Raw genomic sequence first — 23,049 nt, forward strand, 5'->3', positions numbered from 1 at the left:
CGGCCGGGTGCCGCACGCCTCAGAGGTCGGCGTGCAGCGCCCAGACGCGCTCGGCGGAGTCGCGCCAGCTGAAGGCTCGGGAGCGGTCGCGGCCGGCCACCGACATCCGCTCGCGCAGACCGGTGTCGGCGAGCACGCTGCTCATGGCGAGGGCGAGGCGGTCCGGGTAGTCCTTCGCGTCGCCGCGCTCGACGGCGACGCCGGCGTCCGCGGCGACCTCCATCAGCGCGGGGTCGTCGGAGTGCACCACCGGCACTCCGAAGTGCATCGCCTCGAGCACGGGCAGGCCGAAGCCCTCGGCGATGCTCGGGTAGACGAAGAGGGTGGCCCGCGGGAGGACGACGGCGAGGTCGGCGTCGCTGAGGACTCCCAGGGCGCGCACGCGCGTCTCGTCGAGGCCCTGCTCGTCGGCGACGGAGGCCACGTCCAGGTCGCCCCAGCCGGTCGGGCCGACCAGGAGCAGCGGGATCGCCGGGGCGGACGCTCCTCCGAAGGCCGCGATCAGCGAGACCAGGCCCTTGCGCGGCTCCAGCGTGCCGACGCTCAGCACGTACTCCGGGGGGAGGCCCAGCGCCGTGGCGCGCTCGTCGGCGTCCTCCGGGACGACCAGGCCGGAGCCGACGGCTCCGCCGATCACGCGCAGTCGATCGCCGAAGTCCATCAGCTGGGAGAGCTGGTGGGCGACGGCGTGGGTGGGGACGACGACGGCGTCCGCGTGCTTGCGGGCGCGCTTCGCCATCGCCCGGTGCCACTTCGCGCCGTGCGGAGTGAGGGTCTCGGGATGCGTCCACGGCACCGTGTCGTGGATCGTGACGACGATCTGCTCGCCCTCGCTCCCGTCGTGGCTGCGCAACGGGGCGAAGAGGCTCGGGGCGTGGATCATGCCGCCGCCGGCCGGGATGGCGATCCCGTACTGCCAGGCGCGCGAGAGCTCGCGGCGCCCGAGCGGCAGCCGGTGGATGCGCGCGAGGCCGGGCAGGCGCAGGCGCAGCTCCTCCTCCTTCTCGGGCGGGTGGGCGGAGACGACGGCCTCCACCTCGCAGTCGCGGGGAGCCGTCGCGATCAGCTCGCGGGTGAGCTCCTCGGTGTAGCGGCCGATGCCGCCGGGCACGCGGGCGAGCATCTGGTCGACGACGACGCGGAGAGTGGTGGTCACGGGGTCACCGCCTCGAGGGGTGCGGCGGCGAGCGCGTCCTGCCAGGAGCGCAGCGGCGGCAGGCCCGCCCGGCTCCAGCCGTCGTGTCCGAGGACCGAGTAGGCCGGACGCGGAGCGGGGCGGACGAACGAGCCGCTGTCGGTCGGGCGCAGGCGCTCGGGATCCAGGCCCGCCTTGGCGAAGACGGCACGGGCGAAGCCGAGCCAGGTCGTCTCGCCGGAGCTGGTGCCGTGGTAGACGCCGGCCGGGGCCTCCGCGTCGACCAGCTCGATCAGGCGCGCGGCGAGGTCGGCGGTCCAGGTGGGCTGGCCGTGCTGGTCGTCGACCACGGTCAGCGTCTCGTGCGCACCCGCCAGTCGCACCATCGTCTTAGCGAAGTTGCCGCCGTGCTCGCCGTAGAGCCAGGCCGTGCGGACGACGTACCCGCGGTCCGGGTTGGCATCGAGCACCAGGCGCTCGCCCTCGGCCTTCGTGCGGCCGTAGGCCGAGATCGGGTTCCGGGGGTGGTCCTCGGAGTAGGGGGTCGTCGCGGAGCCGTCGAAGACGTAGTCGGTGGAGACCTGCACGAGTGCGGCTCCCGTCTCGGCGGTGGCGAGGGCGAGGTTGCGCGCTCCGACGGCGTTGACGCGGTGCGCCTCCTCCTCGTCGGTCTCGGCGTCGTCGACGCGGGTGTACGCGGCGCAGTTCACCACGGCGTCGTGTCCCGCGACGGCGGCGCGCACGGCGTCGAGGTCGGTCACGTCGAGGTCGGAGCGGCCGAGGGCGGTGCTGGGGCGGGAGCCGAGGGCCGCGCGCAGGTCGGTGCCGAGCATGCCGGAGGCGCCCGTGATGAGGAAGGTCACCTCCTCATCATGCCCGAGCGGTCCGTCGGCCGACGGTCGGCGCTCCGGCACGCCGCCGGGTGGCGCAGAGAGGCGTCGCGGGCCCGTGACACGCCGTCGTTAAACTGGCGACCGTGCAGATCCGAGAGCTCGACATCCCCGACGTCTACGAAGTGACTCCGCGCCAGTTCCCCGACGATCGCGGGGTCTTCTACGAGTTCTACCGCTTCGACCGCCTGGCCGAGAAGGTCGGGCACCCGCTCTCGCTCCGGCAGGGCAACACCTCCGTCTCGCGGCGCGGCACCGTCCGCGGCATCCACTTCGCGCAGATCCCGCCGTCGCAGGCCAAGTACGTCTCGTGCTTCTCCGGTGCGGTCCTCGACTACGTGATCGATGTGCGCGTCGGGTCGCCGACCTTCGGGCGCTGGGAGTCGATCCTGCTCGACGACGTCGACCGCCGCTCCGTCTACATCGCCGAGGGGGTCGCGCACGCCTTCGTGGCGCTGACCGAGGGCGCCGTGGTCTCGTACCTCGTGAACGCCACCTTCGACCCGGTGCGGGAGAAGGGTATCGACCCGCTCGACGAGCAGATCGGCCTGCGCTTCCCGGAGGAGGCCGGCGAGCTGCTCCTCTCGCCGAAGGACACCGACGCACCGACGCTGGCCGAGGCCGAGGCGCAGGGTCTGCTGCCGACCTGGGACGAGGCGCGGGCCTTCTACACGGAGCTCGACTCCGCGTCCTGACCGCCGATCCGGTGGGCGGGCCGCCCGGCGCCGGCCAGGCGGCCCGCCCGATCGGAGCGGATCAGCTCTTCGAGCGCAGGCGCATCAGCGCGACCCGGGCGCCCAGCCCGGCGCGGACCGCCGCGCGGATCGGCGCCTGATACCAGGCCCCGTACTTCTGCGCGAGGTAGAGGTAGGCGCTGCGGTGGTGGACCGCGAGCATCCGCGCCGAGGCCAGGCGGGTGGAGTGCCCGCCGAGGTGGGAGACGACCGCGTCGGCGAGGTAGACGTTGGTCCAGCCGCGCTGTCCGAGCGAGTCGCCCAGCTGGACGTCCTCGAAGTACATGAAGTAGCGGTCGTCGAACCCGCCGATCTCCTCGAAGGCCGTGCGGCGCACCATCACGCAGGCGCCGGAGAGCCAGCCCGCCTCCATCCGGCCGTGGCGGAGGGTCTCGACCGCGCGCGAGCGCCGGTAGGTCGCCGACCACGGGTTGCCGGGCCAGACGTGGGCGAAGACGGCGTGCCCGACGCCCGTGCCGAGCGAGGGCAGAGCGCGGGCGGAGGGGTAGATCGTGCCGTCGGAGTCGAGGATCCGCGGCCCGATCGAGCCGATCCGGTCGTCCGCCGTCGCGGCGGCGTAGAGGGCGTCGATCGAGCCGGGGAGGAAGACCGTGTCCGGGTTGGTCACCAGGATCCACTCCACTTCGGGCCCGAGGCGGTCGACCGCGTAGTTGACGGCCCGGCCGTAGCCGAGGTTCTGCCCGGTCTCGTGGAACTCGACGTGGGGCAGGCGCTCGACGACGCTGCGGACGGAGTCGTCCGTGGTCAGGTTGTCGACCACCACGATGCGCACGTCGTGCTCCGTCGCCTCCGGCACGGACTCGAGGCACGCGCGGAGGACCTCACCCGAGAAGTGGGTGACGACGATGACCGCGATGGGCAACGTCGAGCGTGCGATGGGAGCCTCCGGGTGGTGCGGCGTCGACGGGAGGAGTGCCCCGTCGGAAGAACTCGACGAGGCTAGCACGCGGCTCGAGCGGGGCCCGGGAGCCTGCGGCCCTCAGCGGACGATGTCGACGGGCTCGGTGCTGACGGCCACGGCGGCGGGGGAGACCGTCTCGATCGCGGGCAGAGCATCGTGCGCCGGACGGCGGAAGACGACGAACTTGTACATGCAGAAGTTCCACACCAGTCCCACGAGGACGGCGACGGCCTTGGCGATGTTGATCGCGAGGAAGGCGTTCTCGCCGGAGCTGGGGAGGAAGAGCAGCGAGTTGCCGAAGCGGGTGTCGAAGAAGACCTCGAAGCCGTAGATGATCGCCGACTGCAGGACCAGCGAGCTGAACCCGGTGACGAGGAAGAACTTCGCGAACGTGGCGACCGAGACCCTGCCCGGGTGGCGGAAGACGAAGAAGTGGTTCAGCGCGTACGAGATCGTGATGCCGACCAGGACGGAGAAGACGTTGGCGACGAGGGTCGGCAGACCGAGCAGGAGCACGAGCGTGTTGAGGATGAGGAAGTCGATCGCCGTGTTGGTGCAGCCCGCGATGAGGAAGCGGACCTTCTGCGATTCGAGGAGTCTCTTCATCTGCGGTGCTCTTTCCCGTCCCCCTCTGGCGTCGATGCCCGACCGTCGGGCTCCGACGGGCGTCCATCGGGGCAGGCGAACAAGGGGTGAACCGCCGTGCACTGTCGTCCATCGTAACCGCGGACCCCTGCCGGGCGGTCGAACGGCCGGTGCCATGTTCCTGAGAGAGTGCGCGGGCGGGGCGGCGGGCCGCGGGGCGCGCTCGGAGGCTCGCGAGCACCGCCTCGTTATACTCGCAGGGCTCTCACCGGTCAGCCGGTGCACCGGAAGAACGGATCCTCCCCGCCTCATGCGCTCCCTCGCCGTCGTCGTCCCCACCTACAACGAAGTCGCGAACATCGCGACGGCGCTGCCGCGGGTCGCGCTCGCGGCGTCCCGCAACCCCGACTTCCACGTGACCGTCGCCGTCATCGACGACAGCTCCCCCGACGGCACCGCGGACCGCGCGCGCGAGCTCGCGGCCGAGCTCGGATCCGACACCTTCGAGGTCCTCGTGCTGTCGCGCGAGAAGAAGGAGGGGCTCGGCGCGGCGTACATCTGGGCCTTCCAGCACCTCCTCGCGGCCGAGCGCCGCTACGACTACCTGCTGCAGATGGACGCCGACCTCTCGCACGACCCGGACTACATCGACGCCTTCCTCCGCGAGGTGCGCGCGGGCGCCGACTTCGTGGTCGCCTCCCGCTACATCGCGGGCGGGGGCACTCCCGACTGGACGCTCGACCGCAAGCTGCTGAGCGGTGGCGGCAACCTCTACACGCGCCTCTTCCTCGGCTCGAAGATCACCGACTGGACCGGCGGCTTCAACCTCTTCAGCGCGGACCTCCTGCGCACCCTCCACCTCGAGACGATCCGCGCAGCCGGCTACGGCTTCCAGATCGTGCTCAAGTACCGGGCGCTGCGCCGGGCCCGCGGAGTGAAGGAGATCCCGATCGTCTTCCTCGACCGCACGGTCGGCAACTCCAAGATCCCGAGCGACACCCTCCTGAAGAACCTCCTGCTCGTCCTGGCCATCCGGTTCGGCGGGAAGCACCGGTGACGGCGGGTCCGACGGGATCCCCTCGGACCCGGAGGGCCCTCCTCGAGCTCGCCGCCCTCGCCGTCGTCGTCAGCGGGACCCTGCTCGTGCTCGGATTCATGGTCGGCACGCCGTGGCGGCCGCTGCTCTTCCGCGACGGCGACTCGCTGGCGCTGCCGCTGATCCTGCAGTCCTTCGCCGAGGGCCGCCCCGCGGCGTGGGTGATGACGAGCCAGCTCTTCCTCTTCCCCGAGCTCCCCGTCTTCGGCGTCGCGTGGCTGCTGACCGGTGGCGATCCCGCGGCGGCGCTCGCGGTCAACGCCGTGCTCAACGTCGTCCTCCTCTACGGTGTGCTCCGGATGCTCGCGCGACGGCTCGTCGCGGACCGGCACCGCCGGCTGCGGCCCGCCGCCGCGCTCGCCGGCATCGCCGTGCTGCTGGTGCTCTGCCTGACGGAGGGCCGCGCGCTCAACAACGAGGGGGCCCTGGCGACCACCTTCCTCCTCACGACCTACTACTACGGCGCGGTGCTCACAGGCCTCGCCGGGCTCGCCGTCGCCCTGGGCGCGCTGCGCGAGCGCCGTCCGGCCGCGCGTCCGCTGCTCCTGGTCGGAGCGGCCGTCGCCGCGACGACCCTCTCCGATCCGCTCCTCCTGGTGCAGTTCGTCGGCCCCCTGCTGGTGGTCCTCGTCGTGCTGCTGGTGCTCGCTCTCGCTGCTCCCCGAGCGGTCCTGATCGTCGCGGGCACGGTCCTCGGGGCCGCCGCGCTCGGAGCCGCGCTGCGGGTCCCGCTCGGCTTCCTGATCGGGACCGACGCCGGCGGGTACCTCCGGCTGCCGCTCGCCGGGACGGCACTGGACGACCTGATCGTGCAGTTCCTGGTGCTGAAGGCGCCGCTGATCGGCAAGCTCGAGGTGGCGCTGCTGGGTCTGCTGCTGCTGGCGGCCCTCGCCGTCGTCGTGGCCGGTGTCGCCCGACTGGCGCGGGGAGCCGCCCTCGACGAGGCGGCCCGTGCGCGCTTCGCGGTGTGCGCGTTCCTGCCGGCGCAGACGGCGGTGCTCCTGGTGGTGCAGGTCTTCACCGGCAGCTCGGTCAGCCGCTACCTGATGCCGATCCCGGTGACCGCGACCGTGGTCGTGATCGCCCTGATCGGCGCCGCGGCGGCGCACCGGCGTGCTGCGGGCGCGCGGCTGGCGCCGGTCGTCCGCGTCGTCGCCCCGCTGGCCGCCGCAGGCCTCGTCGTCGCCGCCGTGCCGGCCACAACGGCGGTCGCCTCCGCGGCGGCCGAGGCGCGATCGGACCCGGACGCCGACTGCCTGGAGCGCTGGATCGACGGCCGCGAGCTCGCGGGCGTCGGCTCGTTCTGGTCCACGCGGCCGCTGGACCTCTACGGGCCGGCCTCGCTGCACGTCCAGCAGGTCAACTTCGACTTCACGGTGCAGCTGTGGATGAACAACCTGAGCGACTACCGCGACCGGCAGTACAGCTTCGTCCTGGCCGACCGCTCGCCCGACTGGGCGGGGCTCGCGCGCGGGACGCTCGGCGCTCCCTCCGATATCGTCGCCTGCGGGGGGTTCGACATCTACGACTACGCGGGCACCGACGGCGAGACCGAGCTGAACCGGATCGTCCAGACCAGCGTGGAGGAGCAGCGCCGTGAGCGGGGCTACTGACGTGCGCGGCCCGCGGACGGCGAGTCGGCGGCGCCGGACGCTCGTCGAGCTCGGATGGGCCCTCGTCGCCGCCCTCGTCTCGGTCGTCGCCGCCGTGCTCGCGCTCGGGATCGGGCCGCAGGACCTGACGGCCCGCTGGACCGTGGGCGGCGACGACCAGATCCTGCACTACACGCTCTTCACCAGCGCCACGCAGGCGTTCCCGTTCGACGGCAACGCGGCGCTCGGCTTCCCCGACGGGTTCAACGCCTTCTTCAGCGCGCAGTTCGACGTCGCCTCCGCCCTCGCCGTGTCGGTCCTGGCCCTCGTGGTGCGCGACGGGACGACGCTCCTGAACGTCTTCTACCTGGGCACGTTCGCGACGGTCGCCGTCACCGGCTACGTGTTCTTCCGCGCCCTCCGCACGCGGCCCTGGGTCGCGGCGTTCTCCGCGGTCCTGCTGTCGCTGCTGCCGTACCACTTCCTCCGGATCGGATTCGGCCACGCGTTCCTCGCCAACTACTGGGCGATCCCGCTCCTGGGCGTGATGGTGCTGATGGTCGCCGGACCGCGCACCGATCCTCTCCGAGCCTGGGCCGAGCGGGGCGCGACGCGGAGGAGCCGCGTACTGCGCTCCGTCGTCCCGGGAGTCGTGCTCGGGCTCCTGGTGGCGAGCACGGGCGGCTACTACTACGTCTTCGCGGTCCTGGTCCTCGGAGCGACCTGGGCGGTGAGCACGGCCGCCGGGCTCCTCTCCCGCGAGCGGCTGCGCGTGCTCGCGGTCTCGTCGGTGCCGATCCTCGCGCTCGGCGTGTTCGTCGGGCTCTCGCTGCTGCTGCTCTCGCTCGACTTCGGGGAGCGCTACAGCCCGTACTTCACGTCGCGGACCGTGGGGGAGTCGGAGGCCTACGCCGGCAAGCTCGTGCTGCTGGGCCTGCCCTGGTCGGGGACCGGGCTGCCGCAGGGGTACGGCCTGCTCAACACCTACGCGGGCCAGTCCGGCGTGGCGCCGACGACGGAGCCGCCCGGGTTCTCGATCCTCGCCAGCGTCGCGCTCCTGATCACGCTCGTGGCGCTCCCGATCTCCGCGCTCGGCGGCGGACGGGCGCTCCGTGCGACCGCGGTCGGCCGGTTCTTCTCGGACGCCCGCGTGCGCGTCCTCGCCGTGGCGACACTGGCCGCGCTCCTCTTCTACACGGTGACGGGCCTGGGCGTCGTGGTCTCGCTGGTGGCGGGGCCGACGATCCGTGCGTGGGCGCGGATGTCGATCGTCATCGCGGTCCTCGTCCTCGGCGTGCTCGCGCTCCTGCTCGATCGGATCACGGCCCGTGGCGGTGTCCGGATCCTCGTGGCGGCGCTCCTCGCCGCCGTCGCCGTGGTCGATCAGCTGGCCGGAGTATCGGCCGCGGTGCCGATCGCTCCGACCGACGACTCCGAGATGCGCTCGTTCGTGTCGGAGGCCGACGCGCAGCTGGACGACGGCTGCGGAGTAGTGGAGCTCCCCCTGAAGAGCTTCCCCGACAGCGGGCGGATCGGAGCGCTCTCCGACTACGACGAGGCGCTGCCCTACCTCGCGACCGAGGAGGGACGCCTCCGCTGGAGCTACGGGGCGGTGGAGGGCACCTACGGCTGGGACGTCTGGGGCGACGTCGACGACCCCGCGGAGTTCGCCGACGCCGTGGCGGGCAGCGGCGCCTGCGCCGTCTACGTGGACACCGCCGGCTACACCGACGACCCCGACGGCTGGCGGGCCTACGTCGAGGCGGCGACGGGGGACGTCGAGCCCGAGGTCGCCTCCGTCTCCGGGCGCTGGCTGCTGTTCACGACCCGGCGCTGATCAGCGGTCGTCGAAGGCCAGCTCGAGCAGGCGCCGGGCGGTGCGGTCCCACCCCGGGATGGGCTCCGGTGCGAGTCGCCGGGGACGGCGCAGCGCCTCTCCGATCGCGGCCGACCACCCGGTGCGGTCCGCCGGGTCGATGAAGACGGCGGCGGACTCCCGCCCGGCGAGCGCGTCGCGGAGGCCGGGGATGTCTGCCGCGAGCACCGGAGTGCCGCAGGCGACGGCCTCGAGGGCGGGCAGGCCAAAGCCCTCGTGCCAGGAGGGCATGGCGACGGCGTCGGCCCCCGTGAGCAGGGCCGGCAGATCCTCGTCGGCGACGTAGGAGGAGGCGAAGCGCACGTCGGCTCCTGCGGCCACCGCGCGGGCGACGGCGGAGTGGACGTCCTCGTTGTCCCAGCCGTCCCCGCCGACCAGGAGCAGGGTGTGGTTCTCCGGCCGCTCGGCCTGCCGGTACGCGTCCACCAGGGTGACGAGGTTCTTGCGGCGCTCGATCGATCCGACGAAGAGCAGGTAGGACCCGAGCCCGTGCTGCGCGCGGACCCGCGCCACCTCCTCCTCCCCACGGGCATGGAAGAGGTCTGCGTCGATCGTGGTCGGCAGCACGCGGACGCGCTCGAGAGCGACGCCCAGAGCGCTCTCGACCTCGGCTGCGGACGACGGGGTGCCGGTCAGGACCAGATCGCTGCGCCGGATCCACCGGGGCACCGACCGCGACAGCAGCTCTCGGCGCTCGCGAGGAACGAGCTCGGGCATCACAGCGAAGCAGACGTCGTGCACGAAGGTGAGCGAGCGGGAGCGGGCGAGCGGCCAGCTCCGGAAGTTCGGGAAGAAGTAGGCGCCACGGCCGAGCAGGAGGTCGATCCCGGGCGCGGGCAGTCGGGTCAGTGCGCTCCACACCGGCCGGGGCAGCGGCACCGGTCGGACGCGCAGCGTACGGAAGCCGAAGCGCTCGAGCGAGCCGGCCTCGCTCGCCGGCACGACAAGGAGCACCTCGACGTCTGCGGCGGTCGCGTCGGTGTCCAGGGCGTGCAGCAGGCCGAGCAGGACGCGGCCGACCCCGGTCAGGCGCGGCGCCGCGAGGGCGGTCGCGTCGACCAGGAGGCGGCGGCGCCGCGCGGTCACGGCCTGCTGAGGCGGACGGTGGAGTCGATGTCGACGACGCCGTCGTGCACGGAGGCCCGCTCGACCGTGAAGGTCGCGGCGACCGGGATCCGCATGGTCTCGCCCTGCGAGAAGGTGGCCGAGGAGGCGTGCACGGCGTAGTTGCCGGCGCCGAGGTGCAGGTCGGGGAGGGTGAAGGTGACCGTCATCTCACCGTCGACCGCGCTCAGCGGCGTGCCGATGCGCTCGGTGTTCGTCCCGAAGACGCGCTGGCCGAGGGGCGTGTCGATGCCCATGCCGATGTTCCAGTCGTCGACCGGGCGGCTGGTGCGCACCGTGACGTCGAACTCGAGGGTCTCGCCGCTGCGGACGACCGTGCCGCCGTGCTCGATGGATCCGCCGCGCAGTCGGCAGCCCAGGATCTCGATGAGCTGGGGGGCGGGCTCGTCCGCAGCCTCGGCGGCCTCGGCCTCGCGTTCCTGGCGGGCGGCCCGACGGTCCTCGAAGCTCTCGCGGAGGACCTGGAGCCCCTCCGAGGTCTCGCCGTCGAAGACGACGGTGCCCTTCTCGAGGACGATGGTGCGGTCGCAGAGCTCGCCGACCTGCTCGAGCGAGTGGGTGACCAGCACGATGGTCTTCCCCGCGCGCTGGAAGGCGCGGATGCGGTCCATGCACTTGCGCTGGAACGGCTCGTCGCCGACGGCGAGCACCTCGTCGACGAGCAGCAGGTCGGGATCGGTGTGGATCGCGATCGCGAAGGCGAGCCGCACGTACATGCCCGACGAGTAGAACTTGACCTGGGTGTCGATGAACTCGGCGATCTCGGAGAAGTCGACGATCGAGTCGAACTTGCTGTCCAGCTCGCTCCGCGAGAGTCCGAGGATCGCGCCGTTGAGGTAGACGTTCTCGCGCCCGGTGAGGTCGGGGTGGAAGCCCGCTCCGAGCTCGAGGAGCGCGGCGAGGCGCCCGCGGCGCTCCACGGTGCCGGTCGTCGGCTGCACGATGCCGCCGATGAGCTTGAGGAGCGTGCTCTTGCCCGATCCGTTCGCGCCGATGAGGCCGACGGTCGAGCCCAGTGGGATCTCGAGGTCGACGTCGCGGAGTGCCCAGAACTCGTCGCGGTGCTTGCGCCCGCGGCCGAAGTTGACGATCCGCTCCTTGAACGACTTGTCCTTGCGGATGACGAAGCGCTTGGAGGCGTTGCGCACCCGGACGACGGTCGGGGTGCCGGAGGAGGCGGGCACGGACTCCTGCTTGCTGGTGAGGGTCACGATCAGATCTCCTGGGCGAAGTTGCCCTCGAGGCGGCGGAAGATCCGGTGGCCGATCCACACGAACACCAGCCCGACGACGAGGACGATGAGAAGGCGCAGCTCCATGTCCGGCGGCCACACCTGGGGGGCGATCTCGTTGCCGTCGATGATGCTGACGCGCGAGCCGTCTCCCCAGATCGCGCGCTGGAAGGCGAGGATCGCGTTCGAGATCGGGTTGATCAGGTAGAGCTGCTCGGCCCAGCCGTGGCCCGCTCCGGTCGAGGCGGCGACGACGAAGTTCCACGCGTAGACGATGGGGGAGAGCCAGAAGAAGATCTGCAGCCCGACCTCGACGAGGAACTGGACGTCGCGGAGGTAGACGTTGAGGGCCGAGAGGGCCAGGGCCAGCGCGAGGCCGTACACGAGCACGATCGCCAGCGCGGGCACGATGTAGAGGAGCTGGACGCCGAAGATCAGCGAGCCCGTGAGGACGGCTCCCGCGATCAGGACGACGAACTGCACACCGAAGTTGAAGAGGGCCGAGCCGATGGCCGCCACCGGGAAGATCTCCCGCGGCAGGTACACCTTCTTGATCAGTCCGCCGTTGCCGAGGATCGACGTGGTGCCCGCGGTCACGATCTCGCTGAACAGGCCCCAGAGGGTGAGCCCCGAGAAGACGAAGATCGCGAAGTTCGGGACGCCGCGAGAGGCCCCGAGGATCTGGCCGATCGCCACGTAGTAGATGAGGAGCATGATCAGCGGCCGGACGAGGCTCCAGACGAAGCCCAGGCTGCTGTCCTTGTAGCGCGACTTCAGCTCGCGCCCCACGAGCAGGCGGAGCAGCTCGCGGTGCCGCAGGATCTCGGCGAGGGAGGCGACGAAGCCGCCCGAGCCGCCGCCGACGGCCGACGTGGTGCCGGCGATCTGGAACGGCTCGTCGGCGATCGCGCGCGCGCGATCCACAGCTTTGCTGGGCATGGAACTCCAAGCTCTCGGCCTCCGCCGGGCGACGGACCGCATCATTATACGTGCGGCCCACCCTGGAGCCCCCTGGCTGGCGTGCCGGTGCGCGGCGCATGGCGGGTAGTCTTGCTCCCGCTCGCCGACTGAACGACACGAACGAGGTGTTCGCCATGCCCACGCAGCCTTCCGACGTCCCCCTGGACCCGGCGCCGCAGAGCGCTGGGGACCCTGCCCCCGTCCTCGGCGGCACGGGCGAGGACGCTCCTCCCGCTCCCGACCCGAGCCTCGAGTCGGCCGTCGGCGACGCCGCTCCCGCCGCCGTCCCGGCCGAGCCCGCCCGCACGTCCGGGGCTCCCATCGAGCCCCGTCTCGCCGAGCCCGAGTCCCCGGACGAGGAGCTCGCCCGCCTGCGCGCGCAGGTCGACTCCCTCCTCAACGACCCCTTCGACGAGTGGGTCGAGCGGATCCAGGTGGGCGGAGTGACCGCCTCCGGCTTCGAACGCACCCTCTCCTGGCGGGTGACGAAGCCGCTCCGCCTGGTGCGCACCTTCCAGATCCGCGTCGAGCAGCTCGGGCTGTCGGGCGCCGTCGGCCACAGCGCGCGCTTCGTGAAGCGCCGCCTGTCCGGTCGGGCGCGATGAGCGACCGGTCGCAGGTCTCGGCCGCCGGCGCGGCCGCCGCGCGCGCCCACCGCACGGAGGCGATGCTGCAGCGCCTGGAGCAGATCGGCGCGCTCCTCTTCGACGAGGAGCGCCGCGCCTCGCTGCGCACCCGCGGGCCCGGCCCGTACCTCGACGAGGTGGCCCGCGAGATCCGCTCGCGCCAGGACGACGAGCTGACCTGGGTCGCGCTGGTGTCGTTCACGGCCGCGTACCCGACGAGCGAGCTGTTCGACTGGTTCCGCCGCGCCCTCGAGCTCGCCTCCGAGGAGGCGGCGCTGCGCATCTTCCTCGAGGCCGGCTCCCGCACCGCGACCGGGTTCGCCGATCTGGACGCCCGCGTCGAGGTCGTCACCGGGGCCGTCCTGATCGACGTCGACTTCCCCGCCCGCCACGGGCACAACACCGGCGTCCAGCGGGTCGTGCGCCAGACCGTGTCCCGCTGGGACGCCGAGCACGAGATCGTCCCGGTCGCCTGGGTCCACGGATCGATGTCCTTCCGGCGGCTGAGCGCGATCGAGCACGAGCGCGTCGTCGACTGGTCCTCCGCCGGGCGGCGCGACTGGGAGCACGGCGATCCGGAGCGCATCGAGTTCGTCGTGCCCTACCGCAGCGTCGTCGTCATCCCCTCGGTGCCGGACTACAACCAGTGCGGGCCGCTCGCGGCCCTCGCCGAGTACTCCGGCAACGAGGTCGTCGTCCTCGGCCACGACGCCATCCCCGTCGTCAGCGCCGACACGGTGCCGCCGGAGGAGACGGTGCGCTTCGTCAACTTCCTCTCCGTGGTCAAGCACGCCGAGCGCGTCGCCACGGTGAGCACCGCGGCCGCGCTGGAGTTCGAGGGCTTCGTGCGAGCGCTCCCCGCTCAGGGCCTCACCGGCCCGACCGTCGTCCCGATCCCGCTGCCCGTGGAGCTCCCGGACGGCCTGCGCTCCGAGGGCCGGAGCGCGTCCGGCCTGCCGCTCGTGCTCTGCGTCGGCAGCCAGGAGCCCCGCAAGAACCACCTCGCGGTGCTGCACGCCGCCGAGGTCCTCTGGCGCGAGGGCCTGCGCTTCCGCGTCCGCTTCATCGGCGGGGCCAACCCGTGGGCGCACCAGGTCTTCGATCCCCGCGTGCGCGAGCTGGTCGCCGCCGGACGCCCGGTCGAGGTGCTCCGCGGAGCCGACGACGACGTCCTGATCGCGAGCTACCGGGAGGCGCTGTTCCTGGCGTTCCCGTCGCTGCACGAGGGGTACGGCCTGCCGGTCGCCGAGGCGCTGTCGATCGGGCTCCCCGTGCTGACCTCGCGCTACGGCAGCACGGCGCAGATCGCCGAGCACGGCGGATGCGTCCTGATCGACCCGGAGTCCGACGAGGAGATCACCGACGGCATGCGCCGCCTGCTGACGTCGCCGGAGCTCGTCGACGAGCTCCGCCTCGAGGCGGCCGAGCGGCCCGAGCGCACCTGGGACGACTACGCCCGGGAGCTGTGGGCCGCCCTGATCGGCCCCTCGGCCCTCATCGAGCACGAGGAGGCGCCCCGTGCGCTCTAAGCAGTACCTGGTCGACCGTCTCGCCACCCTGGTGCGCACCCTGGCCCCCACCGTGGAGCCGCTGGGCAGCGTCGACGCCCTCACGGGACAGCTGAGCGTTCTGCTGCCCGCCCCCACCGACCGCGAGGTCTGGCTGGTGCTCGCCGTCCTCCGCGGCACGCTCCCGCGCCGGGAGGACGTCGTCGACGGCCGCCGCCGGGCCCGGCTGGACGGCACCGCCGGTCTGCTCACCCACGCCGCGTCCACCATCGCCTCGAACCGGGTCTTCGCCCGCTTCCACCACCCCGAGGTCGAGGTGGTCGTCGGCGCGGTCGTCGTCGACGTTCACCACACCGCGCGCACGGGACTGGCCACGGGCATCCAGCGCGTGGTGCGCCAGAGCCTCGTCCGCTGGACGCGCGACCACGAGATCCTGCTCGCCGGCTGGGACTCGACCCACGAGTCGCTCGTCATGCTCACCCCGGAGCAGAGCCGGAACGCCGTCTCGGGCGACGTGCCCGACGCCGCGGAGGACCGCTCCCGCGTGATCGTCCCGTGGCAGGGCACCTACCTCCTGCCCGAGCTCGCCGTGGAGGACGAGCGGACGTCGCGCGTCTCCGCCCTCGCCGAGTTCAGCGGCAACCGCACGGGCACCATCGGCTTCGACTGCGTGCCGGTCACCACCGCCGAGACGGCGAGCACCGGCATCAGCGCCGCCTTCTCGCGCACGCTCGTCGCTGTGTCGCACATGGACCGCATCGCGACCATCTCCGAGGCGGCCGCGACCGAGTACTCCGGCTGGCGCCACATGCTCGGCAGCGTCGGGATGCAGGGGCCGGACATCCGGCCGATCCTGCTGCCCTCGCAGCCGGAGAGCGTCTCGGACGAGGAGCTGGCCACCGCCGCGCGCTCGCTGGTGACCGGTGACCTCCCGCTCGTCGTCTGCGTCGGCAGCCACGAGCCGCGGAAGAACCACCTGGCGGTGCTCCAGGCCGCCGAGCTGCTCTGGCGCCGGGGCGTGCGCTTCAGCCTGGTCTTCATCGGCGGCAACGCCTGGAGCAGCGCCGAGTTCGAGTACCGACTCGAGGTCCTCGAGGGCCAGGGCCGTCCGGTCCGCTCGCTCTCCAAGATCACCGACGCGCTGCTCTGGAGCGCTTACCGCCTGGCCCGGTGCACCGTGTTCCCCTCGATCAACGAGGGCTACGGTCTCCCGATCGTGGAGTCGATCTCGGTCGGCACCCCGGTCGTGACCTCCGGATTCGGCAGCATGCACGAGGTCTCCGCCTCGGGCGGCGCACTGTTCGTCGATCCGCACGACGACCACGACATCGCCGCGGCCCTCGAGCGGCTGCTGACCGAGGACGAGCTGCACGCGCGGCTCTCGGCGGAGGCGCTCGCGATCGACGGCGGCACCTGGGACGAGTACGCCGCCCGCGTCTGGTCGTACCTCGTCGAGGGAGACGGCGTCGACGAGCGGGCCCGGGCCGAGCAGTCGGACGCGACCGCCTAGGCGTCCTCGATCCACCGCGTGCAGAAGGCCCCCGCTCGAGCAGCGAGGGCCTTCTGCACGCGGTGCGCGCGGCTCAGTTGGAGCGGCGCGCCAGCTCGAGGTCGTTCTCGACCATGCGGGCGACGATCTCCTCGAAGCCGACGGTCGGCGCCCAGCCGAGCACTTCGCGGGCCCGGGAGGCGTCCCCGCGCATCTCGGGGGCGTCCACGGGGCGCGCGAACCGCGGGTCGATCGTGACCCGCTGCTCCCAGTCGTCGATGCCGGCCGCGGTGAAGGCGGCACGGACGAAGTCGCGGACCGAGTGCGCGACTCCGGTCGCCACGACGTAGTCGCCCGCCTCCTCGGCGCGCGAGGCGCGCACGAGGGCGTCCACGTAGTCGGGAGCCCAGCCCCAGTCGCGGCGCGCGTCGAGATTGCCGAGCGAGAGCTCCGACTCGGCGCCCGTCGCGATCGCCGCGACTCCGGAGGTGATCTTGCGGGTGACGAAGCCGAGCGGCCGACGCGGCGACTCGTGGTTGTAGAGGATGCCGGACGAGGCGTGGAGCCCTCGGCCGCGGTAGACCGCGACGAGGTGGTGCGCGAACGCCTTCGCGGCTCCGTAAGGGGAGACGGGGCGGATCGGGGTCCGCTCGGTCTGCGGGTTCTCGGTCGCGGCCCCGAAGATCTCGGAGGAGGAGGCCTGGACGAAGCGGACCTCCCGGCCCGCCGACTCCTGGAGCGCCAGCGAGGCCTCCAGGAGCGCGGCGACCGCGGTGCCGGTCACCTCGGCCGTGAGCACGGGCTCCTTCCACGAGAGCGCGACGGAGGAGAGGCCGGCGAGGTGGAAGACCGTGTCCGGCTGCGCCTCCGCGACGATACGGCCGAGGCCGGAGGCGTCGCGGAGATCGCCCTCGAAGGCGCGGACGGCGGCGGGAAGAGCGGCGTCGTCGGTCCCGCGCACGAGCGCGGAGACCTCCCAGCCGTCGGCGAGCAGGCGCTCGACGAGGTAGCCCCCGTCCTGACCGCTCGCTCCGGTGACGAGAGCGGCAGGCATGACTACTTGATCAGCGCGGACTGCTCGGCGAGGTCGTTCTCGACCATCATCGCCACGAGCTCGGGGAACGAGACCTTCGGCTCCCAGCCGAGGACGTCGCGCGCCTTCGCCGGGTCGCCGATCAGCAGGTCCACCTCGGCGGGACGCATGAACGCGGGGTTCTGGGTCACGTACGGGGTCCAGTCCTCGATGCCGACGTGGTTGAAGGCGATGTCGAGGTACTCGCGGATCTCGTGGGTCTCGCCGGTCGCGACCACGTAGTCGTCGCCCTCGGGCTGCTGCAGCATGCGCCACATCGCGTCGACGTAGTCGCCGGCGAAGCCCCAGTCGCGCTTCGCGTCGAGGTTGCCGAGCTCCAGCGTCTCCTGGAGGCCGAGCTTGATGCGGGCGACCGCGAGGCTGATCTTGCGGGTGACGAACTCCGGGCCGCGGCGGGGCGACTCGTGGTTGAAGAGGATGCCGGAGGAGGCGTGCATGCCGTACGACTCGCGGTAGTTGATGGTCATGTAGTGGCCGAAGACCTTGGCCACTCCGTAGGGCGAGCGCGGCCAGAGCAGCGTCTCCTCGCTCTGCGGGACCTGCTGGACCTTGCCGAACATCTCGGAGGAGGAGGCCTGGTAGAACTTCACGCGCGACATGTCGGAGCCGGCGTAGAGGCGGGTCGCCTCGAGGATGTTGAGCACGCCCTTGCCGGTCACATCGGTGGTGAGCGACGCGTTCTCCCACGAGTAGGCGACGAACGAGATCGCACCGAGGTTGTAGACCTCGTCGGGCTGGGCGGCGGCGAGCACGCGCACCAGGCTCGACACGTCGGTCAGGTCGCCGGTGAGCAGGGTCACCTCGGGCACGGTGCGGCGGACCAGCTCGTACTTGGGGTTGTTCTGCCCGCGGACGAGCCCGAAGACCTCGTAGCCCTTCGAGAGGAGGAGCTCGGCGAGGTAGAGGCCGTCCTGGCCGGTGATTCCGGTGATCAAAGCGCGGGGCACGTGGTGGTCCAATTCGTCGGGGTCGATGACAGCGGGACACATACTACCCACGGGCACGGCCGGGCGCCGGGAGCGGTGCGGCCCGCCGGTATCCTGGCCGGGCTTCGGACCGATTGGACGCCATGCCGGAACTCCGCCCCGTCACGCTCGCCGTGCTCACCGTCGACCCGGGCGGGATGGGCGGCGGCGAGACCTACGCGCGCGCGCTCACGCGCCTCCTGGCGCCGCGGCCGGGGGAGGAGGGGCCCGACGTGCAGGTGCTCGTCCCCGAGAACGCGCGCGGCTTCAGCGAGGGCGTGCCCGAGGTCGTGGCCGAGGGGGTCGTCAGCGGGGCGGGCCACCGCCGCCGGGCCGTGGGGATGCTCCAGGCGCTCCTGCGCACGCCGAGCCTGCGCCGGCGCCTCGGCCGGGACGCGGTGCTCTACTTCCCGTTCACGGTCCCGCTCCCGTGGCCGTCGCGGCGGCAGGGGCACGTGCAGATGCTGTTCGATCTGCAGCACCGCGACCTCCCGCACCTCTTCCCCCGCGTCGAGCGCGTCTTCCGCCGGCTCGCCTACGAGGCGACCGCTCGCCGCGCCGACGCGGTCATCACCATCAGCGCCTTCACCAAGGGGCGGATCGTCGAGCTGCTGGGCATCCCGGAGGAGCGGATCCACGTGTCGCATCTCGGCGTGGACACCCGGCGCTTCGTCGCGAATCTGGGCACACGCGAGGACTTCGTCTTCTACCCGGCGCGCGCCTGGCCGCACAAGAACCACGCCCGCCTGTTCGAGGCGGTGCGCCTGCTTCGGGAGGAGGGGCACGCCCTCCGCCTCGTGCTGACAGGAGGGGATCTGGACCGCCTCGGCCCGCTGCCGGACTTCGTCGAGTGGCGCGGCCACGTCACTCCGGAGGAGCTCGCCGACCTCTACCGCCGAGCCGCGGTGCTGGCGTTCCCGAGCCTCTACGAGGGCTTCGGCCTCCCGCCGATCGAGGCGATGGCGTCGGGATGCCCGGTGGCCGCCTCCGACGCGGGCTCGCTCCCGGAGATCTGCGGGGACGCCGCGGTCTACGTCGATCCGCTCGAGCCGCGCTCGATCGCGGACGGGATCCTCGAGGCGATCGAGCGGACCGGCGAGCTCGGCCCGCTCGGCGTCGAGCGTGCCCGGTCCTTCAGCTGGGAGCGCTGCCGGGAGGAGCACCTCGCCGTGCTCCGCCAGGTGGCGCGGCGGCGCGGGCGCTGAGGAGTCCGGTCAGTCCCGCGGGTGCAGGAGCCGGCGCCAGCTCAGTCCCTGGGCCGCGCGCATCGCGCAGAGCACCACGAGCAGCCAGCCGGCGTCGAGCAGGATCGAGCTCTCGGCCAGCGCGGTGACCATCAGCACGGTCAGCACCAGCACCGGCCAGACGTGCACGACCGCCTTGCGCTCGGAGGCGATCAGCCAGGAGCGCCAGAGCGCGAGGCCGATCAGCACGACGAAGAGGACCACCCCGACCGCGCCGACCTGCAGGGCCACGTCGAAGAGCGCGTTGAGGCTCGACGAGTGCGGGCGGCCCGAGAGGTAGTCGATGGCGGTGAAGGGGTAGAGGTCGGGCCGCCAGTAGCCCACCCAGCCCCAGCCGACGATCGGAGCGAGGTCCGTGAAGCGCCAGACCTGCTGCCAGAGCCGCAGCCGGAACTCGAACTCGCTGCCCGCGTTCAGCAGCTCGATCACCCGGTAGCGCAGGAGCCACACGGTGAGGGAGGCCGCGGCGGCGACGCCGAGCACCGCGAACTGCCGCCGACGGCGGTGGGTGCCGTCGCCGTGGCGCACCCAGCGCAGAGCGAGGGCGACGACGACGGCCACGGCGAGCACGCCCGCGCTCACGGCGGAGCGCGTGAAGAGGAGGGTGACCGCGGCGAGGGCGAGCGAGGCGACGGCCGGCCCGCGGGCGACGGAGCGGGTCATCAGCTCCACCGAGAACGTCACGATCGCCAGCAGGCAGACCAGCCCGAGCTGGTTGCGCGTGCCGACGAGTCCCTGGATCGGCCCGCCGACCGCGAGCAGGCCCTCCACGCCGAGGAAGCGCAGCGGCTGGTCGATCAGCACCCCCGAGAGCACCTCCACGGCCAGCGAGGCGATCAGCACGACCCGCAGCACGTCGCCGACCGAGCGGATGATCTGGATGATGTCGCGCGTGAGGCCGATCGCGATCGCCAGGAACGCCAGGGCGAACTGGTAGACGACGCTCGAGACCGTGGCCCAGGTGTAGTCGCTCCACAGCACGCTGAGCGCGATCCAGCCGAGGAACACCAGGATGCTCGTGGGCAGCAGGCCCTCCCAGTCGAGCCGCCCGCGCCGCAGGACGAGCATGACCGCGGCGAGGGCGGTGAGCGTGGCGACGGCGGCGATGTAGCCGGGCCAGCCGATGAGCCCGCGGACCGCCGGGGCGCAGAGGACGGTGACGAGAGTGGTCTGCGCGAGGGCCGCCGCGAACTGCGGGGACGCCGTCGCGTCGGCGACGGAGGCGGGGAGCGAGGGGCGGCGGGGCCTCATCGCCTCGGGGAGGCGTCGGCGAGGGGGAGCGGGGTCGCGGCGAGGACCTCGGGCGTCTCGGTCGCCGGTCGCTTGGTCTGCACCGCGAAGAGGACGAGGAGCAGCCAGCCTCCCTCGATCAGGATCCGGCTCTCGAACAGCGACTGCGCCAGGAGGGCGACCACGATCAGCAGCGGAGCGAGGCTGGCGGCCGTGTAGGGGAGGGTCGAGGTCGCGTCGCGCCGCGGGCGGTCGACCGCGCGGAACCAGGAGCGCCACAGCGTCGAGACGGCGAGCGCCGCGAAGAGGACGAGGCCGACCGCTCCGAGCTGGAGGGCGACGTCGAGCCAGGCGTCGTGGGCCTGCAGGTAGAGCACGCCCTTGCGCTCGGCGAGGGTGTCGAACGGGGCGGCCCAGGGAGCCCAGTAGCTGACCCAGCCCCAGCCGAGGACCGGGCGCTGCAGCGTGAGCGCGATCACCGAGTCCCAGATGTCGAGGCGGCCCGTGGCGTCCTCGCTCTTGCCGAGCAGGCCGAGGAGGGCGCCCCAGCCCGCGGCGCCTCCGGCGACGGCGGCCACCGCCAGCCCTGCGGCGGTCAGGTAGACGGGACGGCGGCGGGACTCGCCCCTCCGGCGAGCCCAGAGCGCGAACGCGGCCGCGAGGACGACGGCGACGAGGCAGAGCAGGACGGTCGCCGAGCGGGTGAGCAGGAGGGTCGCGACGTACAGGGCGACCCAGACCGCCCCCCAGCGGCGCCGGATCGAGTGGGCCGCCAGCTCGATCGCGATCACGATCAGGCCGAGCAGGGCGAGGAAGCCGAGGAGGTTGCGGTTGCCGACGATCCCCTGGACGGGCTCGCCGGTGAAGAGGGCGGCCTGCGACCAGTAGAAGGCGTCGGGCGTCGGTCCGTCGGCGGGAGGCTCGACGCCGAACGGCAGGACGGGCTGCTGCACGACGACCGCGATCACGAGCTCGAAGAGGAGCGAGAGGCCGACGGAGAGGCGCAGGGCCCGTCCGAGAGCCGTGAGCAGTTCCCGGCTGCTCAGCGTGACGGCGAGGACGACGCCGCCGAGCGTCGTCGCGAGCTGCGCCGTGACTCCGATCGCGCTCGCTCCCGGATAGGCGGACCACAGCAGCGAGAGCACCGCGAGCCCGAGGAAGAGGACCAGCGACTTCGGCGTGCGGGCCCAGCGCGGGCGGGGGCGGGCGCGGACGAGCACGGCGATCGAGGCGCCCAGGAGCAGCGCGACGACGACGCCCCAGCCCCACCATCCGGCGAGGTTCCGCAGCGACTGGCCGGCCAGCAGCACGGCCAGCACCGCCACCGCGAGCGCTCGGGGAGCGGCGGGGGCGGCGCGTCGGATCATGGCGACCAGTCTAGGGAGCGGGGGCGGCGCGGCGGCGTGCCGGGCGCGCCGCCGCTCGCTCCCCGGCCGGGGAGGCTCAGACGAACGCGGCGGTGCCGGTGATCGAGCGGCCGACGATCAGCGTGTTCATTTCGCGGGTGCCCTCGTAGGAGTAGAGGGCCTCCGCGTCGGCGAAGAAGCGGGCGACGCCGTAGTCGAGGACGATGCCGTTGCCGCCCATCACCTCGCGGCACCAGGCGACGGTCTCGCGCATCCGGGCCGTCGCGTAGGCCTTCGCGAGGGCGGAGTGCTCGTCGCGCTGCTCGCCGGCGTCGAGCATCTCGGACACGCGGGTCGCCAGGGCGATGCTGGCCGTGATGTTGCCGATGCTCTTGACCAGGAGGTCCTGCACCAGCTGGTGCCCGACGAGCGGCTTGCCGAACTGCACGCGCTCCTTCGCGTAGCGCAGCGCCGCGTCGTAGGCGCCGATCGCGACGCCGATGGCCTGCCAGGCGACCTCGGCGCGGGTGAGCCGGAGCACCTTCGCGGTGTCGCGGAACGAGTTCGCGCCCTGCAGGCGCAGCGACTCCGGGACGCGGACGCCCTCGAGCACGATGTCGGCGTTCTGCACCGTGCGCAGGCTCTGCTTGCGCGCGATGGCGGTGGCGCGGTAGCCCGGCGTCGAGGTGGGGACGAGGAAGCCCCTCACCTGGCCGTCCTCCGCGTCCTTCGCCCAGATCACGGTCACGTCGCTGAAGGTCGCGTTGCCGATCCAGCGCTTCTCGCCGTCGAGGATCCAGTCGTCGCCGTCCCGGCGGGCGGTGGTGCGCAGGCCCTGGGCGGAGTCGGAGCCGGAGTGCGGCTCGGTGAGGCCGAAGGCGCCGACGACCTCGCCCGAGGCGAGCTTCGGCAGCCACTCGGCGCGCTGCTCCTCGGAGCCGGCGACGCCGACCGTTCCCATCACCAGGCCGTTCTGCACGCCCACGTAGGTCGCGATGCCCGCGTCCACCCGGCCCAGCTCGAGCGCCACCCAGCCGCGGAACACGGCGGAGTTCTCGATCGCGCGGGTCTCGGGCCAGGAGAGGCCGATGACGCCGGTGGCGTGGATCGCGGGGATCAGCTGCCGCGGGAACTCCGCGCGCTCCCAGTACTCGTCGGCGATCGGCCGCACCTGCTCCTCGAGGAACGCGCGGACGCCGACCAGCAGCTCCTTCTCGGCGGGCGTGAGCGCCGCCTCGAACCCGTAGAAGTCGGCCCCCAGGGTCTCGAAGGTCGTGCTGTCCATGCTCTGTGCTCCCTCGCTCGTCGGATGCGGCACGGCGACCGCTCCGACGGCGACAGTGCTGCGACTCCCAGCGTACGAAGCGCGCCTGCGAGTGCCGCGTCCTCTGGCGGAGAGCAC

Annotated in this window: 20 protein-coding genes; 8 read left to right on the forward strand and 12 right to left on the reverse strand. The window is 72.6% G+C overall.

The window, feature by feature from the left end:
* Positions 1-19 precede the first annotated feature (19 nt).
* A complete protein-coding gene (locus C5C30_RS00100) occupies positions 20-1,156 on the reverse strand; it encodes a glycosyltransferase family 1 protein (RefSeq protein WP_258065738.1) in 1,137 nt (378 codons plus the stop codon).
* Positions 1,153-1,998: a dTDP-4-dehydrorhamnose reductase gene (gene rfbD, locus C5C30_RS00105; protein ID WP_104246678.1), complete on the reverse strand. Its 846-nt coding sequence runs from the start codon at positions 1,996-1,998 to the stop codon at positions 1,153-1,155. Before rfbD ends, C5C30_RS00100 begins: the two co-directional genes overlap by 4 nt.
* 113 nt (positions 1,999-2,111) lie before the next feature.
* Here rfbD and C5C30_RS00110 point away from each other — a divergent pair, with 113 nt between their 5' ends.
* The gene (locus tag C5C30_RS00110) at positions 2,112-2,720 is read left to right on the forward strand and encodes a dTDP-4-dehydrorhamnose 3,5-epimerase family protein (protein ID WP_104232821.1); all 609 of its coding nucleotides are present in this window, start codon (positions 2,112-2,114) and stop codon (positions 2,718-2,720) included.
* 61 nt (positions 2,721-2,781) lie between these two features.
* On the opposite strand, the gene C5C30_RS00115 is transcribed toward C5C30_RS00110, so the two are convergent.
* Both C5C30_RS00115 and C5C30_RS00120 read right to left on the reverse strand, forming a co-directional pair.
* Entirely contained in the window at positions 2,782-3,642 is an 861-nt protein-coding gene (locus C5C30_RS00115; protein ID WP_258063399.1) for a glycosyltransferase family 2 protein, read from the reverse strand.
* A gap of 117 nt (positions 3,643-3,759) precedes the next feature.
* Positions 3,760-4,287 (reverse strand): GtrA family protein, encoded by a 528-nt coding sequence (locus C5C30_RS00120; RefSeq protein ID WP_104223158.1) that lies wholly within the window; start codon positions 4,285-4,287, stop codon positions 3,760-3,762.
* A 289-nt stretch (positions 4,288-4,576) separates the two neighbouring features.
* On the opposite strand from C5C30_RS00120, the gene C5C30_RS00125 reads away from it, so the two are divergent.
* Genes C5C30_RS00125 through C5C30_RS00135 form a run of 3 tightly spaced genes read left to right on the forward strand, consistent with a single transcriptional unit; the run spans position 4,577 to position 8,791 of the window.
* Entirely contained in the window at positions 4,577-5,323 is a 747-nt protein-coding gene (locus tag C5C30_RS00125) for a polyprenol monophosphomannose synthase (RefSeq protein ID WP_104223157.1), read from the forward strand.
* Positions 5,320-6,975 carry a hypothetical protein gene (locus C5C30_RS00130; RefSeq protein WP_104332951.1) on the forward strand — a complete coding sequence of 552 codons (1,656 nt, stop codon included), beginning with the start codon at positions 5,320-5,322 and terminating at the stop codon, positions 6,973-6,975. Before C5C30_RS00125 ends, C5C30_RS00130 begins: the two co-directional genes overlap by 4 nt.
* Positions 6,959-8,791, forward strand: coding sequence for a hypothetical protein (locus C5C30_RS00135; RefSeq protein ID WP_146081453.1), 1,833 nt, complete (start codon positions 6,959-6,961; stop codon positions 8,789-8,791). The genes C5C30_RS00130 and C5C30_RS00135 overlap by 17 nt, the downstream gene beginning before the upstream one ends.
* Here the strand turns inward: C5C30_RS00135 and C5C30_RS00140 are convergent, their stop codons facing one another.
* From C5C30_RS00140 to C5C30_RS00150, 3 genes are read right to left on the reverse strand one after another with little or no spacing between them, the layout of a single operon-like run.
* Complete coding sequence (locus tag C5C30_RS00140; protein ID WP_104332953.1) at positions 8,792-9,916, reverse strand: glycosyltransferase family 1 protein; 1,125 nt, start codon at positions 9,914-9,916, stop codon at positions 8,792-8,794.
* Positions 9,913-11,166 carry an ABC transporter ATP-binding protein gene (locus tag C5C30_RS00145; RefSeq protein ID WP_244229465.1) on the reverse strand — a complete coding sequence of 418 codons (1,254 nt, stop codon included), beginning with the start codon at positions 11,164-11,166 and terminating at the stop codon, positions 9,913-9,915. Before C5C30_RS00145 ends, C5C30_RS00140 begins: the two co-directional genes overlap by 4 nt.
* A 2-nt stretch (positions 11,167-11,168) precedes the next feature.
* The gene (locus tag C5C30_RS00150) at positions 11,169-12,125 is read right to left on the reverse strand and encodes an ABC transporter permease (protein WP_104223153.1); all 957 of its coding nucleotides are present in this window, start codon (positions 12,123-12,125) and stop codon (positions 11,169-11,171) included.
* A 155-nt stretch (positions 12,126-12,280) separates the two neighbouring features.
* On the opposite strand from C5C30_RS00150, the gene C5C30_RS00155 reads away from it, so the two are divergent.
* The 3 genes from C5C30_RS00155 to C5C30_RS00165 are packed head-to-tail and all read left to right on the forward strand — an operon-like array spanning position 12,281 to position 15,790.
* Positions 12,281-12,751 (forward strand): hypothetical protein, encoded by a 471-nt coding sequence (locus C5C30_RS00155; RefSeq protein WP_104223152.1) that lies wholly within the window; start codon positions 12,281-12,283, stop codon positions 12,749-12,751.
* On the forward strand, positions 12,748-14,301 hold the full coding sequence (locus tag C5C30_RS00160; RefSeq protein WP_104332954.1) for a glycosyltransferase family 1 protein: 1,554 nt from the start codon (positions 12,748-12,750) through the stop codon (positions 14,299-14,301). Before C5C30_RS00155 ends, C5C30_RS00160 begins: the two co-directional genes overlap by 4 nt.
* A complete protein-coding gene (locus C5C30_RS00165; protein WP_104332955.1) occupies positions 14,291-15,790 on the forward strand; it encodes a glycosyltransferase family 1 protein in 1,500 nt (499 codons plus the stop codon). The genes C5C30_RS00160 and C5C30_RS00165 overlap by 11 nt, the downstream gene beginning before the upstream one ends.
* A 73-nt stretch (positions 15,791-15,863) precedes the next feature.
* Here C5C30_RS00165 and C5C30_RS00170 read toward each other — a convergent pair whose 3' ends face one another.
* A complete protein-coding gene (locus C5C30_RS00170) occupies positions 15,864-16,823 on the reverse strand; it encodes a GDP-mannose 4,6-dehydratase (protein ID WP_104225475.1) in 960 nt (319 codons plus the stop codon).
* 2 nt (positions 16,824-16,825) lie between these two features.
* On the reverse strand, positions 16,826-17,809 hold the full coding sequence (locus tag C5C30_RS00175) for a GDP-mannose 4,6-dehydratase (RefSeq protein ID WP_104275317.1): 984 nt from the start codon (positions 17,807-17,809) through the stop codon (positions 16,826-16,828).
* A 122-nt stretch (positions 17,810-17,931) separates the two neighbouring features.
* On the opposite strand from C5C30_RS00175, the gene C5C30_RS00180 reads away from it, so the two are divergent.
* Positions 17,932-19,032: a glycosyltransferase family 1 protein gene (locus C5C30_RS00180; protein WP_104332956.1), complete on the forward strand. Its 1,101-nt coding sequence runs from the start codon at positions 17,932-17,934 to the stop codon at positions 19,030-19,032.
* A 9-nt stretch (positions 19,033-19,041) separates the two neighbouring features.
* Here C5C30_RS00180 and C5C30_RS00185 read toward each other — a convergent pair whose 3' ends face one another.
* The 3 genes from C5C30_RS00185 to C5C30_RS00195 form a co-directional block, all read right to left on the reverse strand.
* A complete protein-coding gene (locus C5C30_RS00185) occupies positions 19,042-20,322 on the reverse strand; it encodes an O-antigen ligase (protein ID WP_104332957.1) in 1,281 nt (426 codons plus the stop codon).
* On the reverse strand, positions 20,319-21,668 hold the full coding sequence (locus C5C30_RS00190) for an O-antigen ligase (RefSeq protein ID WP_104332958.1): 1,350 nt from the start codon (positions 21,666-21,668) through the stop codon (positions 20,319-20,321). The genes C5C30_RS00185 and C5C30_RS00190 overlap by 4 nt, the downstream gene beginning before the upstream one ends.
* A 76-nt stretch (positions 21,669-21,744) precedes the next feature.
* Positions 21,745-22,932: an acyl-CoA dehydrogenase family protein gene (locus C5C30_RS00195; RefSeq protein WP_104332959.1), complete on the reverse strand. Its 1,188-nt coding sequence runs from the start codon at positions 22,930-22,932 to the stop codon at positions 21,745-21,747.
* Positions 22,933-23,049: the final 117 nt, after the last annotated feature.

The organism is Rathayibacter sp. AY2B5 (assembly GCF_002931645.1).
In the GTDB taxonomy this organism is placed as follows: Bacteria; Actinomycetota; Actinomycetes; order Actinomycetales; family Microbacteriaceae; genus Rathayibacter.

Bases quoted from the DNA above. Each gene is read 5' to 3' on its own strand.
- C5C30_RS00120 (WP_104223158.1), bottom strand. From the start codon at position 4,287: ATGAAGAGACTCCTCGAATCGCAGAAGGTCCGCTTCCTCATCGCGGGC.
- C5C30_RS00125 (WP_104223157.1), top strand. From the start codon at position 4,577: ATGCGCTCCCTCGCCGTCGTCGTCCCCACCTACAACGAAGTCGCGAAC.
- C5C30_RS00150 (WP_104223153.1), bottom strand. From the start codon at position 12,125: ATGCCCAGCAAAGCTGTGGATCGCGCGCGCGCGATCGCCGACGAGCCG.
- C5C30_RS00155 (WP_104223152.1), top strand. From the start codon at position 12,281: ATGCCCACGCAGCCTTCCGACGTCCCCCTGGACCCGGCGCCGCAGAGC.
- C5C30_RS00160 (WP_104332954.1), top strand. From the start codon at position 12,748: ATGAGCGACCGGTCGCAGGTCTCGGCCGCCGGCGCGGCCGCCGCGCGC.
- C5C30_RS00170 (WP_104225475.1), bottom strand. From the start codon at position 16,823: ATGCCTGCCGCTCTCGTCACCGGAGCGAGCGGTCAGGACGGGGGCTAC.
- C5C30_RS00180 (WP_104332956.1), top strand. From the start codon at position 17,932: ATGCCGGAACTCCGCCCCGTCACGCTCGCCGTGCTCACCGTCGACCCG.
- C5C30_RS00185 (WP_104332957.1), bottom strand. From the start codon at position 20,322: ATGAGGCCCCGCCGCCCCTCGCTCCCCGCCTCCGTCGCCGACGCGACG.
- C5C30_RS00190 (WP_104332958.1), bottom strand. From the start codon at position 21,668: ATGATCCGACGCGCCGCCCCCGCCGCTCCCCGAGCGCTCGCGGTGGCG.
- C5C30_RS00195 (WP_104332959.1), bottom strand. From the start codon at position 22,932: ATGGACAGCACGACCTTCGAGACCCTGGGGGCCGACTTCTACGGGTTC.